This window comes from Marinobacter fuscus, assembly GCF_003007675.1.
GTDB classification, from domain to species: Bacteria; Pseudomonadota; Gammaproteobacteria; order Pseudomonadales; family Oleiphilaceae; genus Marinobacter; species Marinobacter fuscus.
This window is the reverse complement of the sequence record NZ_PXNP01000076.1, coordinates 82,413-98,249: the sequence shown is the minus strand read 5'-3', so window position 1 is coordinate 98,249 and position 15,837 is coordinate 82,413. Positions and strand designations below refer to the sequence as shown.

Below are 15,837 nucleotides of genomic sequence, written 5' to 3'. Positions count from 1 at the left end.
GTAATTTGCCCAGAGTACCGGAAAGCCACGGCCGACGGTTTGATATAACTCAGGCTTTGTGCAGCCCTTCTTCCACGGCCCAGACCGCCACTTCTACCCGCGAGCGCAGGTTGAGTTTTTTAAGAAGGTGTTTTACGTGCACCTTGACGGTGCCATCGCTGATGTCGAGCTTGCGGCCGATCATCTTGTTGGACAGGCCCTCGGCAATCAGCCGCAGAATGTCTTTTTCCCGTGGGGTCAGGCTGTCGAAATCCGGGCGGCTGGTCTGTTGGGGTTTGTTGGAACGCAGCGCCTCGGCTAGCAGCGTGGTCAGCCGGTCACTGATCACCATTTTGCCAACCGCAGCCTGGTGCAGTTGGGCGATCATGTCGTCAGGCTCCATATCCTTTAGCAGGTAGCCGTCGGCACCGGCGCGCAGGGCGGCAACCACATCGTCTTCCTGGTCAGAGACGGTGAACATGACAATCCGGGAGCTAATGTTCTTCTCGCGCAGGCTCTTCAGGGCGTCGATGCCGTCCATTTCGGGCATGTTCAAGTCCATCAGGATCAGATCCGGTTCCAGCTCGGTGGCCAGGCGGATACCGTCTATGGCATTACTGGCCTCGCCGACCACTTCCATATCTCCTTCCAGGCCGATCAGCTGTTTGATGCCCTGACGCAGTAGGGGGTGGTCGTCAATTAACAGAATGCTTGCGGGTGTGTCAGACATGGTCTCTCTCGTGTGTCCTGCTCAGGGCTTATGCCGTTGAGGTTTCAGTAGGAATCAGGTTTCGGCTCTTGGGAACGAATGTTAACGCGACTTCCACCCCGCCTTCATCCCTGTTGTGAACCCTTACCTGTCCGCCCAGTGTGCGGGCACGGTCTTCCATGATGATCAGGCCATAATGGTTCACCGGTTGTTCTCCTCCCGGCAACCCACGGCCATTGTCCTGCACGCAGGCCAGCACCCGGGGCGATTCGAACAGAATTTGCACGCGGATGTGGCTGGCATTGGCGTGCTTGACTGCGTTGGCCAGCGCCTCGCGAATAATTTGCAGGGTATGAATTTCCTCGTTCGGCGAGAGGGTCTGGGGCGGCAGGTTGTAGTCAAATTCCACCGGTTTACCCAGGCGCTCGGAAAATTCGCTGATGGTTTTGCGCAGTGCAGTGGCCAGATCCGGGGTGTCCAGTTTCAGTCGGAAGGTGGCCAGCAATTCCCGCAGCTGGCGGTACGCGCTGTTCAGGCCAGTACTCAGCTCGTTCAGAATGTCGTCGTGCAGCGGCTTTTGCTCACCCTCGATATTCAATCGGCGCATGCGTGTTACCTGCATTTTCAGATACGACAGCGACTGGGCCAATGAATCATGCAGTTCCCGGGCGATCACCGTGCGTTCCTCGGCAAGCGTCAGTTGTTGTTCCTCGGTAATTTGACGCTCCAGGAAAATGGCGGTGGCCAGCTGGTCGGTGAGGGTTTCCAGCAGGCGCCGAGACATATCAGATAGGCCTTTCTCTGCCGGGTACCAGACCTCCAGGGTGCCCAGCAGGTGGCCCGGGGTGCGGATGGGCAGCAGCAGGCGCCGGCCATCATTGTTTTCCAGTGGCATCTCGTCGAACACTTCCGGCGTCACCAGGCAGGCATTGCAGTGATGATCGCGGCAGTAAAACGGCCGCTCCGGCGTAGCCGTGGTCACGGCTTCGACCGGCTCGGCGGAATGCTTGTCGTGTAGAAACAGCCGGATCGGGCCAATGCCGAGCAGTTTTTCCAGTTCCTGCAACATGGGAATGGCGCCACTGCACAGGTCGTGGTTGGCAAACAGATTGCGGCTGGCAGAGTGCATAACCTGCAGTGCCGCGTGGCTGACCTGCAGTTCTTGGGTTTTCTCCCTGGCCCGGCTTTCCAGTTCGTGGTAGGTCAGGGCCAGTTCGCTGGTCATCTGGTCGAAGGCCTGGCCCAGTTGCGCCAGCTCGTCGTTGCCAGATAGGTTGGCTTTGCGGCTGAAGTTTTGTTCCGCTACCCCGGTGGCAATACTGACCAGTTTGCGCAGGGGCCCGAGCACCCGGGTTTTCAGGTCGATAAACAGCGCCACCACAATCAAAATGGAAAACACCATGCTGATTATCTGTATCAGATGCAGCAGGTCGATGCGCGCTTCGGTGCGCTCTTCCAGCATAGACACCAGCGCATCGACTTCGCGGGTGTAGCGTTCTGCCGCGCGGATCATGTCGGCACTGACGGCTGTGCCACGTTCATGGGCGCGGATGGCGGGCGCGAGCAGGGATGTCCAGAGCTCAGTGACCTCGCGGTACTGGCTATTGAGCGGATGATCGGGTGTTGGCGGAATGGCTTTGATAATCGCCGGATTCTTCAATCTTGCCTGGTACGCCTCAAGACGCTGTGCCAGCGCCTGCTCCGGGTCTGCAGGATCGCTGGATGCGGCCTGGACAGCCAGCTCATAGGCGCCCATGCGCAGCGCACCGGTCAGATTAATGGCAGTGGCATTGCCTTCGATGCTGTTGGACACAGCCAGGGTCGTGGCCATGCTGACAATGGCAGTCAGTACAATAGCGCCGATGACCACCGCCAGGCGGTTAACGAGAGGGCTTCGGGATGTCATGAAATCTCTTCGGTGTCGGCCAGAGTGTCAGGTGGCAAGCATATAAAAGTGCAAAAACACCTGTTTTTTTGTACCACCTTGAGGATAGTCAATTACCCCAATAGTTTATATCCCATCATAGCCTTTGACCCTTGCTCAAGCAAAAGCAGAGACTAAAGAGTGGTTAACTTTCAGGACGTTTGATGCATTCACAGGCCGATCAGGACGACGACAGACTGGCATCGCTGGCGGTGGTATTGCCGCTGGCGCTGACCGGTTTTGTGGTGGCGTCTGGTTGCTGGACGCTGTTCGCCGTGGCCGGGGTGCACATGCGGGCCGAGCTGAACCTGAGCAGTGTTCAGTTCGGGGTGTTGCTGGCCATGCCCATGGCGGTGAGTGCGCTGATGGCGATTCCTGCGGGCCTTGCTGCCTACCGGTATGGCGCCCGGGAAATCATGCTGGTGTGCCTGTTTGGATTGGCCGTGTGCATGGCAATCCTGTTGCTGACCGATACGTTTGCCGGGTACCTGATTGCCGCCGCCGGGCTGGGATTTGCCGGGGGCTTCTACGCCGCCGGCCTGCAGTTTGTTACCAGTCATTGTGAGGTCGGGCGCCTGGGGTTGGTGCTGGGCGTGTTTGGGGCGGGCGTCACCGGTGCCGGGTTCAACTACTACCTGGTGCCGCTGTTTCACAGTGCCTTCTCCTGGCAGGGTGTTCCCCTGGCGTATCTGATTACTTTGTTGCTGGTGATTGCGCTGCTATTGATGCTGACCGAGGCCACGGGCGAGACGGAATCCGTTCACAAGCGTTCGCTGCGGCAGATTGTCGATAGTGTTCGCCAGGGGCGAAACCTTCCTCTGTGTCTGTATTTTGGCGTTGTCGCCGGCAGTTTTTTTGCGCTTGCTCTCTGGTTGCCGGATTTTTTGTCTGCCCAGTTTCGCCTGACGGTCGATGAGGGCGCCCGGCTGGCCCAGTATTTTGTGCTGCCGGGGGCGCTTGCCCAGATTGTCGGCGGCGGCTTGTCTGACCGTTTCGGGTCGTCCGGAGTCGCCACCAAGGCCCTTGCAGGCTGTCTGTTGGCGTTACTGGTGCTTTCATATCCTCCCATGACGCTGTTCATTCAGGGTATTGAGCAGGAGCTGGTGGTGGAGTTTGTGTTGCCGATATCGGTGGAAGGAATGTTTGCGGTGGTGCTTGGTGTGTCGATGGGCACCGCCATGGGCAGTCTGCAACGCATCGTGATACTTGCCAACCGCGAGGAAGCCTCGTTGTTTGCCGGTGTTTTGCTGGTGTGTGCCTCCGCCATGGCATTCGCCCTGCCGGTGCTGTTTGGCATGGTGAATCAGTGGTTCGGTGTCCGTACCGCCGTGTTCATGATCCTCTTTCTGCTACTCGGCGGCAGCTTGCTGCTGTTCGCCCGCCAGATCCGCCGTGAGGAGCGTCGGGTGCTTCTCCACCCCGAGATATAGCTGCGCTACCCATACCGGGGTATGCCCCGGTTATCTGGTAGTAACCATGCAGATTTCAGGTATTTCATTCTCCACAATGGTTTCCATTCGGAAAAAACGATCCGGCAATCGGGTTGATGGAGAGAGAGACCATGAGTCATTTGATCGACAAATTGAACTACTTCAGGAAGAACCGCGAATCGTTCTCTAACGGTCACGGCGAAACCCATGAAGTAAATCGCGATTGGGAAAACGGCTATCGCCAGCGCTGGCAGCACGATAAGATTGTGCGCTCCACCCACGGCGTAAACTGCACCGGCTCCTGCAGCTGGAAAATCTACGTCAAGAACGGGCTGGTTACCTGGGAAACCCAGCAGACCGACTACCCACGTACCCGCCCTGATTTGCCCAACCATGAGCCCCGCGGCTGCCCTCGCGGTGCCAGCTACTCCTGGTACATGTACAGTGCCAACCGCCTGAAATACCCGTTGATGCGCAAGAGCCTGGTCAAATTGTGGCGTGCCGCCAAGGCCGAGCACAAAGACCCGGTGAAAGCCTGGGCCTCTATTGTCGAAGACCCGCTGAAGACGGCCGAATACAAGCCACGCCGTGGTATGGGCGGTTTTGTTCGCGCCAACTGGGACGAAGTGAATGAGTTGATCGGGGCGTCGAACGTCTACACCGCCAAACAATATGGCCCGGATCGTATTTTCGGCTTCTCTCCGATTCCTGCCATGTCCATGGTGTCTTATGCAGCGGGAAGCCGTTACCTGTCGATGATTGGTGGCGTCTGCATGAGCTTCTACGACTGGTACTGCGACCTGCCGCCCGCCTCTCCGCAAACCTGGGGTGAGCAGACCGACGTGCCGGAATCCGCCGACTGGTACAACTCCGGCTACATCATTGCCTGGGGCTCCAACGTACCCCAGACCCGTACCCCGGATGCCCACTTCTTCACCGAAGTGCGTTACAAGGGCACCAAGACCGTCGCCATTACCCCGGATTACGCCGAAGTCTCCAAGCTCTCCGACGAGTGGCTGAACCCCAAGCAGGGCACCGATGCCGCTCTGGGTATGGCCATGGGCCACGTGATTCTTAAAGAGTTCCACGTTGACAAGCCCAGCGAATATTTTACCGACTACGTTCGTCGCTACACCGACATGCCCTACCTGGTCATGCTGGAGCCGAAAGACGACGGCAGCTTCGTGCCGGGTCGCTTCCTGCGGGCCAGCGATCTGGTGGATGGCCTGGGTGAAGAGAACAACCCCGAGTGGAAAACCATCGCCATTGATGAAAGCACTGGCGAGCTGACCGCACCGAACGGCTCCATCGGCTACCGATGGGGCGAGAAGGGCAAGTGGAACCTCAAGCAAACCGCCAAAGGCTCTGATGTAAATCTCCAGCTGTCGATGGTGGAGAAGCACGACGACGTGGTGGATGTGGCCTTCCCGTACTTTGGCGGCATCGAGCACGAACACTTCAACCACGTTGAATACAGCGACATTCTCAAGCACAAGCTGGGCACCCGCAAAGTCAAGCTGGCGGACGGCTCCGAAGGCCGGGTGGTTACGGTTTACGATCTGATGGTGGCCAACTATGGCATCAGCCGTGGCCTGGGTGACGACGACGGCGCCACTTCCTACGATCAAATCAAGCCTTACACGCCTGCCTGGCAGGAGCAGATCACCGGCGTACCCGCCGAGAAAGTGATCCGTATTGCCCGTGAGTTCGCCGACAACGCTGACAAGACCAAAGGCCGCTCCATGGTCATCGTCGGCGCCGGTATGAACCACTGGTACCACATGGACATGAACTACCGCGGCCTGATCAATATGCTGATCATGTGTGGCTGTATCGGCCAGAGCGGTGGTGGCTGGGCACACTATGTGGGCCAGGAGAAACTGCGCCCGCAGACGGGCTGGCAGCCGCTGGCCTTTGGTCTGGACTGGCAGCGCCCGCCCCGGCACATGAACTCCACCTCCTTCTTTTACGCTCACTCCGGCCAGTGGCGCTACGAGAAGCTGGGTGTGGATGAAATCCTGTCGCCATTGGCGGACAAATCCAAATTCGGTGGCAGCCTGATCGACTACAACGTGCGCGCCGAGCGCATGGGCTGGCTGCCGTCTGCACCCCAGCTGAACCGCAACCCGCTGACCATTGCCGCCGAAGCCGAAAAGGCTGGCATGGAGGTGGCGGATTACGTGGCTCAGTCCATGAAGGACGGCTCTCTGGCGTTTGCCAGTGAAGATCCGGAAGCCCCGGAAAACTGCCCGCGTAACCTGTTCATCTGGCGCTCCAACCTGCTGGGTTCCTCCGGTAAGGGCCATGAGTACATGCTTAAGTACCTGCTGGGCACCAAGAGCGGCCTGCAGGGCAAGGATCTGGGTGTCGAGGGTGGCGCCAAACCGGAAGAAGTGAAGTGGCGGGACGACGCGCCGGAAGGCAAGCTCGACCTGCTGGTGACCCTGGACTTCCGGATGTCCACCACCTGTCTGTATTCCGACATCGTTCTGCCGACCGCAACCTGGTATGAGAAGAACGACCTGAATACCTCAGACATGCACCCGTTCATCCACCCGCTGACCGCTGCCACCGATCCGGCCTGGGAAGCGCGCAGTGACTGGGAAATCTACAAGGGCATTGCCAAGTCCTTCTCCAAGGCGGCCGAAGGCCATCTCGGCGTCGAAAAAGATGTGGTGACCCTGCCGCTGCTGCACGATGCGCCTGCGGAGCTGGGCCAGCCGTTCGATGTGAAAGACTGGAAAAAAGGCGAGTGCGACCTGATTCCGGGCAAGACCGCGCCCAACTTCATCACGGTGGAGCGGGATTACCCGAACACCTATGCCCGCTTTACCTCGCTCGGGCCCCTGATGGACAAACTGGGCAATGGCGGTAAGGGCATCAACTGGAATACCGAGAAAGAAATCAGCTTCCTGAAAGAGCTGAACTACACCCACATCGAGGGTGCCAACGCAGGCCGCCCGAAGATCGAGAGTGCCATTGATGCAGCCGAGGTCATCCTGACCCTGGCGCCGGAAACCAACGGCCAGGTGGCGGTCAAAGCCTGGGCGGCGCTGTCCGAGTTCACCGGCCTGGATCACACCCATCTGGCCACCAACAAGGAAGAGGAAAAAATCCGCTTCCGGGACATTGTGGCTCAGCCACGCAAGATCATCTCCAGCCCGACCTGGTCTGGCCTGGAAGACGAGCACGTGTCCTACAACGCCGGTTACACCAACGTCCATGAGCTGATTCCCTGGCGCACCCTGACCGGCCGTCAGCAGTTCTACCAGGATCACGAGTGGATGCGCGCCTTCGGCGAGAGCCTGCTGGTGTACCGTCCGCCCATCAACACCAAGGCCGTGGGCAGCATGATCAACCAGCGCAGCAACGGTAACCCTGAAAAAGCGCTGAACTGGATCACGCCGCACCAGAAGTGGGGCATCCACAGCACCTACAGCGACAACCTGTTGATGCTGACTCTGTCCCGCGGTGGCCCGATTGTGTGGCTGAGTGAAGATGACGCCAAAGAGATCGGCGTGGAAGACAACGACTGGATTGAGCTGTTCAACGCCAACGGCGCCATTGCCGCCCGGGCGGTGGTCAGCCAGCGGGTAATGCCCGGCATGGTGATGATGTACCACGCCCAGGAGCGGATTGTGAACATTCCCGGCTCCGAGATTACCGGCACCCGTGGCGGTATTCACAACTCGGTCACCCGGGTGTGCCCGAAACCGACCCACATGATCGGTGGTTATGCCCAGTACTCCTACGGCTTCAACTACTACGGCACCGTAGGTTCCAACCGGGATGAGTTTGTGGTGGTCCGCAAGATGAAGAACGTGGACTGGCTCGACGGTGAAGGCAATGACTATGTTCAGGAGGCTGTAAAATGAAAATCCGTTCCCAAGTCGGCATGGTACTGAACCTGGACAAGTGCATTGGCTGCCACACCTGTTCGGTCACCTGCAAAAACGTCTGGACAAGCCGCGAAGGCATGGAATACGCCTGGTTCAACAACGTTGAAACCAAACCCGGTATTGGCTACCCGAAAGAGTGGGAGAACCAGGACAAGTGGAAAGGCGGCTGGATGCGCGACAGCTCCGGCAAGATCAAGCCGCGCATTGGTGGCAAGTTCCGGGTACTGGCGAACATCTTCGCCAACCCGGATCTGCCGGAAATCGACGATTATTACGAGCCGTTTGACTTCGACTATCAGCATTTACACAAAGCGCCGGACAGTAAGCACCAGCCGATTGCCCGTCCCCGCTCGCTGATCTCCGGCCAGCGTATGAAGAAAATTGAATGGGGCCCGAACTGGGAAGAAATCCTGGGCACCGAGTTTGCCAAGCGCCGCAAAGACAAGAACTTTGACCAGGTGCAGGCAGACATCTACGGCCAGTTTGAAAACACCTTCATGATGTATCTGCCGCGCCTGTGCGAGCACTGCCTGAACCCGGCCTGTGTTGCCGCTTGCCCCAGTGGCGCCATCTACAAGCGGGAAGAAGACGGCATTGTTCTGATCGACCAGGACAAGTGTCGTGGCTGGCGGATGTGTGTCTCCGGCTGCCCGTACAAGAAGATCTACTTCAACTGGAAAACCGGCAAGTCCGAGAAGTGTATTTTCTGCTACCCACGCATTGAAGCCGGTATGCCGACGGTCTGTTCCGAGACCTGCGTTGGCCGGATTCGCTACCTGGGCGTGCTGTTGTACGATGCCGACCGCATTGAAGAAGTCGCCAGCGCCCCGGGCGAGCACGAGCTGTACGAGAAGCAGCTGGAAATCTTCCTCGACCCGTTCGACCCGAAAGTGATCGAGCAGGCGAAGAAAGATGGCATTCCGATGAACGTGATCGAAGCCGCCCAGCAAAGCCCGGTGTACAAGATGGCGGTGGACTGGAAGCTGGCCCTGCCGCTGCACCCGGAATACCGTACCCTGCCGATGGTCTGGTACGTGCCGCCCCTGAGCCCGATCCAATCGGCGGCGGAAGCCGGCAAGGTGGAGTTCGACGGCGTACTGCCGAAGATCGAAAGCCTGCGGATTCCGGTGAAGTATCTGGCGAACCTGCTGACTGCCGGTGACGAAAAACCCATCGTTCTCGCCCTCAAGCGGATCATGGCCATGCGTTTGTACAAGCGCGCCGAAACCGTGGAGGGCAGGGAAGACCTGCGCGCCCTCGAGGAGTGTGGTCTGACCAAAGAGCAGGCCGATGAAATGTACCGTTACCTGGCCATCGCCAACTATGAAGATCGCTTTGTGATTCCCACCAGCCATCGTGAGCTGGCCAAGGAAGCGTTCCCGGATGCAGACGCCTTCGGTGAGCGCGGCGGTTGTGGCTTCAGCTTCGGCGACGGCTGCAGTGGTGGCGACAGTGAGTTCAGCCTGTTCGGCGGCAAGAAGCAGACCACCAGTATGGTCAGCAAATTGGCGACCGTGAAGCAGGTTGACCCGAAACAGCTGCAGGATTAAGGAGGCTGACATGCAATTACTGAAAGTGTTGGCGCGGGTACTCGAGTACCCCACCGAAGACCTGCAGCAGTCCCGCGATGCACTGGTGGCCGCCGTGCTGGAAGACACACGGCTGCCCGGACAGAACAAGGAGCAGTTGCTTCGTTGCGTGGAAACGCTGTGCGACTCCGACTTGCTGGATATGCAGGAAAGCTATGTGGGGCTGTTCGACAAAGGGCGTGCAACCTCGTTGCTGTTGTTCGAGCACGTGCACGGCGAATCCCGGGATCGGGGCCAGGCGATGGTGGATCTGATGGAACAATACCGCGCCAATGGCCTGGAAATTGATGCCAAGGAATTGCCGGATTACCTGCCGCTGTTCCTGGAATACCTGTCCACCCGGCCCTGGGATGAGATCCGTAACTGGCTGGAGGATATCCACCATATTCTTGGCCTGTTGGGCGAGCGCTTGTATCAGCGGGAAAGCTTCTACCACGTGGTGATGGATGCCTTGCTGGTGCTCTCGGGCCGCAAGACCGACCGCCAGGAACTGGCCCAGATTGTCGCTTCGGAAGAGCGCGACGATACGCCAGAGGCCCTGGACAAGGTGTGGGAAGAGGAAATGGTGAAGTTTGTCGACGACCAGGGCAGCTCCTGCAGCACCGGCGGTGTTGTCGGCCAGCGCCGCCGCGAACTGGAACAAACCCAGACCATTCACCTGAGTGACCAGCTGATGACAGACGCCACGCCCCGTCCGGCCGGGCGCGCCTGAGGCGCAGGAGGAAATATTATGTCCTATATCAATACACTGCTTTTTGGCATCTACCCTTATGTCGCCCTGGTTGTGCTGTTTGTCGGTACCTGGGCACGTTACGACCATGGCCAGTTCACCTGGAAGGCGCATTCCAGCCAGATGCTGCGCAAGAAAAACATGGTGATGGCTTCGGTACTGTTCCACGTGGGCGTACTGGTGATCTTCTTTGGCCACCTGGTTGGCCTGCTTACACCGCACTGGGCCTATGAGTGGATTATCACCCCGGGCCAGAAACAGGTGATGGCGATTCTGGTGGGTGGTATTGCCGGCATCATGGCCATCATTGGTGGCGGCATGCTTGCCTGGCGCCGTATGACCGACCCCCGGGTACAGGCCAGCAGCACCTTTGCCGATAACATGATCATCATTATCCTGGTGGTTCAGCTGGTACTGGGCATGCTCACCATTCTGCCCACCCTCGGGCACCTGGATGGCAGCACCATGCTCAAGTTCTCCGCCTGGGCGCAGGGCGTGTTTACCCTGGAAGGCTCCAGCATCGCCGGATACATCGCCGATGTGCACTGGATCTACAAGACCCACATCTTCCTGGGGTTGACCATCTTCGTGCTCTTCCCGTTCACCCGCCTGGTGCATATGCTCAGCGTGCCGGTGGAATACTTCGGGCGTAAGTACCAGGTGGTCCGTAAGCGGGCCTGAGGATAAACGCTCCCTCCCCCTCTCCCCCGGCCCCTCTCCCGCAAGGGGAGAGGGGAGCAAAACACTGAGCGTTGGTGATGATTGATCGGCTCTCTTCGGTAGGAGAGAGACAGGTGTTGCGACTCTCGCAGGTCAGGGCTCCCCTCCCCCCTGAGAGAGAGGGGGCAAAACCCTGAACGCTGATGTGATGATTGATCACCTCTCTGCGGTAGGAGAGAGACAGGTGTTGCGACTCTCGCAGGTCAGGGCCCCCCTCTCCCCTTGCGGGAGAGGGGTTGGGGGAGAGGGGGAAACGATGACAGTTCCGGAGGTTGATACCATGCAACTTATTCCCACCGGCGAAGCCGGTAAACCCAGAAATCAGTTTCCACCCGTGTATGTCGGCGACACCCTCATACACGAGGACGACATTGCCCGGGAAATGCAGCATCACCCGGCCGAAGAGCTGGCCGATGCCTGGCACAACGCAGCCAAGAGCCTGGTACTCCGGGAGTTGTTGCTGCAGCAGGCCAGCCGCCTGAACCTTGACAGCATTGACGACGAAGAACAGCGGATCGCCCGGGTACTGGAAATGGAACTGGGCGTTCCCGACCCCAGCGAGCAGGACTGCGAACGCTTTTACGCGGCCAACCCGGGCCGGTTCTGCAGCCCGACCCTGATGGCCGTCAGCCACATTCTGTTGGCCGCTGCCCCGGACGACGTGGAAGAGCGGATTCGCCAGGAAGACGCCGGACGGCAGATTTTGTCGGCCCTGCTCGACGGCCGTGCAAGGTTTGACGATATGGCCAAGCAGTATTCGGCCTGCGAATCCCGCCATCAGGGCGGTAGCCTTGGCCAGATCAGCAAGGGCCAGACGGTCGAGGAGTTCGAGCGCCCCGTGCTGACGCTGCAGGAAGGCCTGAACCCGGAGCTGATTGAAAGCCGCTACGGCTGGCATATTGTCCGGGTTGATCAGCGGATCGATGGTGAGCCGTTGCCCTATGAACACGTAAAACCGCAGATTCGCCAGTATCTGAGCGAAAGCGTCACCCGCCGGGCATTGCGCCAGTATTTGCAGGTTCTGGCCGCCGACACCGGCGTGGAAGGTGTGGATCTGGAGCTGCCGGATTCACCATTAATGCAGTAAAAGCAACGGGTTGTGCTCACAAAACCGCGTGGTGCCACGGCGGCACTCACAGCGTGCTTTATAAGGCCAGCCCGTTGCTTCCGCAGGGTTTCCCCGAGTTTTAAAAGGTTGTTGAGCCTGGCGAGCATGGGTTCGACAAGCCTTCCGTGAATTGAGTTAGATCAATTACTCAGTAATAACCGAAAGAATACCCCCATCGGGGGAGCGATTTTTCATTTGTATCCTTCTACTATTAAATCAAGATTTGGAATGCATGAATATGCACAGGGGATACACCCATGGCCATGACACAAGCCGCAGAACAGCGTTACACCAAACCCGTCCTGGTAGCCATCAACAAGCCACTGGATGAAGAAGACAGCCTGCAAGCCCTGCGCAGTCATGCGCTTTTTCAGAGCCTGCGCGCCAAGGATCTGGAGAGCCTGATCCAGCAGTCCCGAAGACTGCGGCTGGGCCACCACCAGTTGCTTTACCGCCAGGACATGCCAGCTCATCACTTCTTTTTCGTGATTTCTGGCCGGTTGCGGTTGTATCGCCTGGACTCCTCGGGTGTCGACAGAACCCTGGACAGCATTGCACCGGGCGACTGCTTTGCGGAAGTGATGATTTACGCCGATCCCCCCCAGTACGCCTGTTATGCCGAAGCCCTGAAATCCAGTGAAGTGTTGATGATTCCGGTGAAAGCCTACCGGGATCTGCTCGATAAGCACCCGGAATACGCCCAGGCCGCCCTCAGCCATTATGCCAAGCGGGCGGTTACCCGTTTCCACGATCTTGAAATCATGACCGTGCAGAATGCCCGCGACCGGTTGATACGTTATCTGATCGATTTGCTGCCGGAAGGTGCCGAAAAGGGCGGTGAGGTGGAATTGCCGCTGCCCAAATGCCTGGTGGCCTCGCGCCTTGCCATGCAGCCCGAAACCTTTTCACGGATTCTCGCCGACCTGAAATCCAATAATCTGATTCGTGTGAACCGAAGCAAACTCTTTATATCAGACCCCCAACGGTTGATGTCCATCAGCCAATAAACCGTGCCGGGCCTTCGGGCCCGCTTTTTAAAGCCTTGATGTCCAGGGGATAGTCATGATCAGCAGTTATCAGGATCTTGTGCAGGCCAGTCGGGAAGAGCCTGAGCCTCAGCGTTTTCTGTTCGTGTTCTGCAAAGCAGAACTGCCGGACGATGCCTCAGCCGAAGAGCGTGCCGCGTTTGAACGGGGTGAAGGCGGTGCGCTGACACCCGTAATCTGTGTCGACAAGACGCCCGAGGAAGTGTCTCGTTTTGAGCAGCTTGTTGAAGAGTCCCGGGAAACCGGGCAGGACTGGGATATGGTGTTTGTTGCCGCCATGTCCGGCCGGGGCGGGATCGTGCCCTCCAGCGATGAAGCTCAGCAGCCCATGACCATGATGGTGGAGAGCATCCGCATGGGGCACCTGGGCAACTATCTTCCTCTGAATAGTCAGGGCCAGGCCATCAGCCTTGACTGACCTCAAAGCGCGTGTGCCTCGCGCGCTATATCCTCTTAGAGGTATTTGACTTTCATCACAATTGAACCACCCTAGTTGTTGCTTCATCGTATATGGGGGCCGGCGTGTCTACTGCGTTACGTACTGTTATCTGTTTGCTTTTTATGGGACTTGCGGCCTCCGTTGCGGCAGAACCCTTGTCTTCCTATCAACCCGTTGCCGGGCGACAAGTCATCGAAAACGCCTTTCCCGAGGTGACGGAGCTGCAGCCGCTGGAAGGCAATCGCGCGATTCAGCAGCTTTATGCCGGTGACGAACTGAAGGGTTACGCCTACCAGTCGCTGGATTTCGTGCAGACCCCTGCCTACTCCGGAAAGCCCCTGAATGCCATGGTGGTTCTGGATACCCATGGTGAAATCCGGGGTGCCAAGGTGATTCACCACGATGAGCCCATCCTGCTGGTGGGCATTCCCGAAAGTAAGATGCACGATTTCACCGACCAGTACACCGGCCTGAAAGCGGATCAGCGGGTTACCGTGGGTGGAACCTCCACCGAACGCAAGGTGGCGGTAGATGGCTTATCCGGTGCTACGGTTACCGTGATGGTGATCAACGAAGTCATCATGCGTACCGCCCACCGCGTGGGTGTGGAAATCGGCCTGATTGAAGGTGGCGAAAATACCCGTCCGCCCATGGCCAATGTCAGGATGGATCAGTTTCAGCAAAAGAACTGGCAAGAGCTGACCGGCGACGGCTCGGTGCGCCGCCTGATACTGACCAAGGGCCAGGTGGATGACTCTTTCGTTGGCACCCCCGCCGAGGGCATCGGAACCGCCGATGCGGATGAGCGGGGCGACGTCCTGATTGATCTTTATGCCGGTTACCTGGATGCACCGACCATCGGCCGCAACCTGTTGGGCGAAAGCCAGTACCAGTGGCTGATGTCTGAGCTGAAAGAAGGTGAGCATGCTATTGCTGTGATGGCCAACGGGGAATACTCCTTCAAAGGTTCCGGCTATGTGCGCGGCGGTATCTTTGATCGGGTGCAGATTCGCCAGTTCGGTGACACGTTCAACTTCCGGGATCTCGACTTTTACCGCCTGAGTGACGTTTACGCCGATGGTATGCCGTCGTTCTCAGAAATGGCCATTTTCATTGTGCGCCAACAGTACAACTTTGACCCGGGCGCACCCTGGACGCTGGAGCTTACCGTCAAGCGTCAGACCGGGCCACTGGACAGCGAATTCCAGGTGTTCCCGCTGGAATACCAGTTGCCAGACACTTACTACACCCGCCCCGAGCCGGTGCTGACCGAAGAGGAGTGGCTTGAAACTCAGCCCCTGTGGGTACAGGTTTGGTATCAAAAACAGTTCCAGGTGGTGGTGCTTGGGCTGGGCATTGCAGTGTTGCTGTTTATTCTTTTCTTCCAGGACTGGCTGGTGAAGAAGCCCAAGGTAACCCGCTGGATTCGTCACGCCTTCCTGACCTACACCCTGTTCTTTATCGGCTGGTATGCTCTGGGCCAGTTGTCGATTGTGAACGTGCTCACCTTTGTGAACAGTCTGATCAGCGGGTTCAAGTGGGAGACCTTCCTGATCGACCCGATCATGTTTGTACTCTGGGCCGTGGTGGCTGGCATCGTGTTGCTCTGGGGGCGGGCGGTGTACTGCGGCTGGTTGTGCCCGTTTGGTGCGCTGCAGGAGCTGATCAACGAAATCGCCCGCAAGCTCAAGGTGCCTCAGTACACCGTGCCGTTTGCCTGGCACGAGCGACTGTGGGCCATCAAGTACATCATTCTGCTGGTGTTGTTTGGTGTATCGCTGGAATCCATGGCCACCGCCGAACGGCTGGCGGAAGTAGAGCCGTTCAAGACCTCCATCACGCTGCATTTTGATCGCAGCTGGCCGTTTGTCACCTATGCGGTGTTGTTGCTGGTGGTGAATATCTTTACCCGCAAGGTGTATTGCCGCTACTTGTGTCCACTGGGTGCAGCCCTGGCTCTGCCCACCAAGCTGCGGGTATTCGACTGGCTGAAACGCCGCAAGGAATGCGGCAACCCTTGCCGGCTGTGCGATAAGGAATGCGAGGTGCAAGCGATCCACCCGGACGGCACGATCAACTACATGGAGTGCCATTATTGCCTCGATTGCCAGATGACCTACTTCGATGATCACAAGTGTCCGCCGCTGATCGTGAAACGACGCGGCAAGCGCCGGGGCCATAACGCGCCGGGCCACCCGGAAGAGATTCCGGTAGTACAGGTAAATTGATTGTTGTCCCGAGGAGCCGGAAAGGCCCCGGTAAAA

At 58.2% G+C, this 15,837-nt stretch carries 11 protein-coding genes; 9 read left to right on the top strand and 2 right to left on the bottom strand.

All coding sequences use genetic code 11. From position 1 onward, the window contains the following. Window positions 1-49: 49 nt before the first annotated feature. Both narL and C7H09_RS09990 read right to left on the bottom strand, forming a co-directional pair. Window positions 50-709, bottom strand: coding sequence for a two-component system response regulator NarL (gene narL / locus C7H09_RS09995; protein ID WP_106762379.1), 660 nt, complete (start codon window positions 707-709; stop codon window positions 50-52). 28 nt (window positions 710-737) lie between these two features. Further along, window positions 738-2,594: a histidine kinase gene (locus C7H09_RS09990; RefSeq protein WP_106762378.1), complete on the bottom strand. Its 1,857-nt coding sequence runs from the start codon at window positions 2,592-2,594 to the stop codon at window positions 738-740. A gap of 182 nt (window positions 2,595-2,776) precedes the next feature. Between C7H09_RS09990 and C7H09_RS09985 the strand changes: the two genes are divergently transcribed. The 9 genes from C7H09_RS09985 (at window position 2,777) to nosR (ending at window position 15,801) form a co-directional block, all read left to right on the top strand. Then, window positions 2,777-4,042 (top strand): MFS transporter, encoded by a 1,266-nt coding sequence (locus C7H09_RS09985; protein ID WP_106762377.1) that lies wholly within the window; start codon window positions 2,777-2,779, stop codon window positions 4,040-4,042. A 131-nt stretch (window positions 4,043-4,173) separates the two neighbouring features. Next, the gene (locus C7H09_RS09980) at window positions 4,174-7,917 is read left to right on the top strand and encodes a nitrate reductase subunit alpha (protein ID WP_106762376.1); all 3,744 of its coding nucleotides are present in this window, start codon (window positions 4,174-4,176) and stop codon (window positions 7,915-7,917) included. Next, entirely contained in the window at window positions 7,914-9,491 is a 1,578-nt protein-coding gene (gene narH / locus C7H09_RS09975; protein WP_106762375.1) for a nitrate reductase subunit beta, read from the top strand. The genes C7H09_RS09980 and narH overlap by 4 nt, the downstream gene beginning before the upstream one ends. Before the next feature lie 10 nt (window positions 9,492-9,501). Next, on the top strand, window positions 9,502-10,242 hold the full coding sequence (gene narJ / locus C7H09_RS09970) for a nitrate reductase molybdenum cofactor assembly chaperone (protein WP_106762374.1): 741 nt from the start codon (window positions 9,502-9,504) through the stop codon (window positions 10,240-10,242). Between the two features lie 18 nt (window positions 10,243-10,260). Then, on the top strand, window positions 10,261-10,941 hold the full coding sequence (gene narI, locus C7H09_RS09965; protein ID WP_106762373.1) for a respiratory nitrate reductase subunit gamma: 681 nt from the start codon (window positions 10,261-10,263) through the stop codon (window positions 10,939-10,941). A gap of 319 nt (window positions 10,942-11,260) precedes the next feature. Continuing rightward, a complete protein-coding gene (locus tag C7H09_RS09960) occupies window positions 11,261-12,067 on the top strand; it encodes a peptidylprolyl isomerase (protein WP_106762504.1) in 807 nt (268 codons plus the stop codon). A gap of 278 nt (window positions 12,068-12,345) precedes the next feature. Then, the gene (locus C7H09_RS09955; protein WP_106762372.1) at window positions 12,346-13,095 is read left to right on the top strand and encodes a Crp/Fnr family transcriptional regulator; all 750 of its coding nucleotides are present in this window, start codon (window positions 12,346-12,348) and stop codon (window positions 13,093-13,095) included. 55 nt (window positions 13,096-13,150) lie between these two features. Then, window positions 13,151-13,552 (top strand): ribonucleotide reductase subunit alpha, encoded by a 402-nt coding sequence (locus tag C7H09_RS09950; protein WP_106762371.1) that lies wholly within the window; start codon window positions 13,151-13,153, stop codon window positions 13,550-13,552. 143 nt (window positions 13,553-13,695) lie between these two features. Continuing rightward, a complete protein-coding gene (gene nosR / locus C7H09_RS09945) occupies window positions 13,696-15,801 on the top strand; it encodes a transcriptional regulator NosR (RefSeq protein WP_240616560.1) in 2,106 nt (701 codons plus the stop codon). Window positions 15,802-15,837 lie beyond the last annotated feature (36 nt).

Bases quoted from the DNA above. Each gene is read 5' to 3' on its own strand.
- narL (WP_106762379.1), bottom strand. From the start codon at position 709: ATGTCTGACACACCCGCAAGCATTCTGTTAATTGACGACCACCCCCTA.
- C7H09_RS09990 (WP_106762378.1), bottom strand. From the start codon at position 2,594: ATGACATCCCGAAGCCCTCTCGTTAACCGCCTGGCGGTGGTCATCGGC.
- C7H09_RS09985 (WP_106762377.1), top strand. From the start codon at position 2,777: ATGCATTCACAGGCCGATCAGGACGACGACAGACTGGCATCGCTGGCG.
- C7H09_RS09980 (WP_106762376.1), top strand. From the start codon at position 4,174: ATGAGTCATTTGATCGACAAATTGAACTACTTCAGGAAGAACCGCGAA.
- narH (WP_106762375.1), top strand. From the start codon at position 7,914: ATGAAAATCCGTTCCCAAGTCGGCATGGTACTGAACCTGGACAAGTGC.
- narJ (WP_106762374.1), top strand. From the start codon at position 9,502: ATGCAATTACTGAAAGTGTTGGCGCGGGTACTCGAGTACCCCACCGAA.
- narI (WP_106762373.1), top strand. From the start codon at position 10,261: ATGTCCTATATCAATACACTGCTTTTTGGCATCTACCCTTATGTCGCC.
- C7H09_RS09960 (WP_106762504.1), top strand. From the start codon at position 11,261: ATGCAACTTATTCCCACCGGCGAAGCCGGTAAACCCAGAAATCAGTTT.
- C7H09_RS09955 (WP_106762372.1), top strand. From the start codon at position 12,346: ATGGCCATGACACAAGCCGCAGAACAGCGTTACACCAAACCCGTCCTG.
- C7H09_RS09950 (WP_106762371.1), top strand. From the start codon at position 13,151: ATGATCAGCAGTTATCAGGATCTTGTGCAGGCCAGTCGGGAAGAGCCT.
- nosR (WP_240616560.1), top strand. From the start codon at position 13,696: ATGGGACTTGCGGCCTCCGTTGCGGCAGAACCCTTGTCTTCCTATCAA.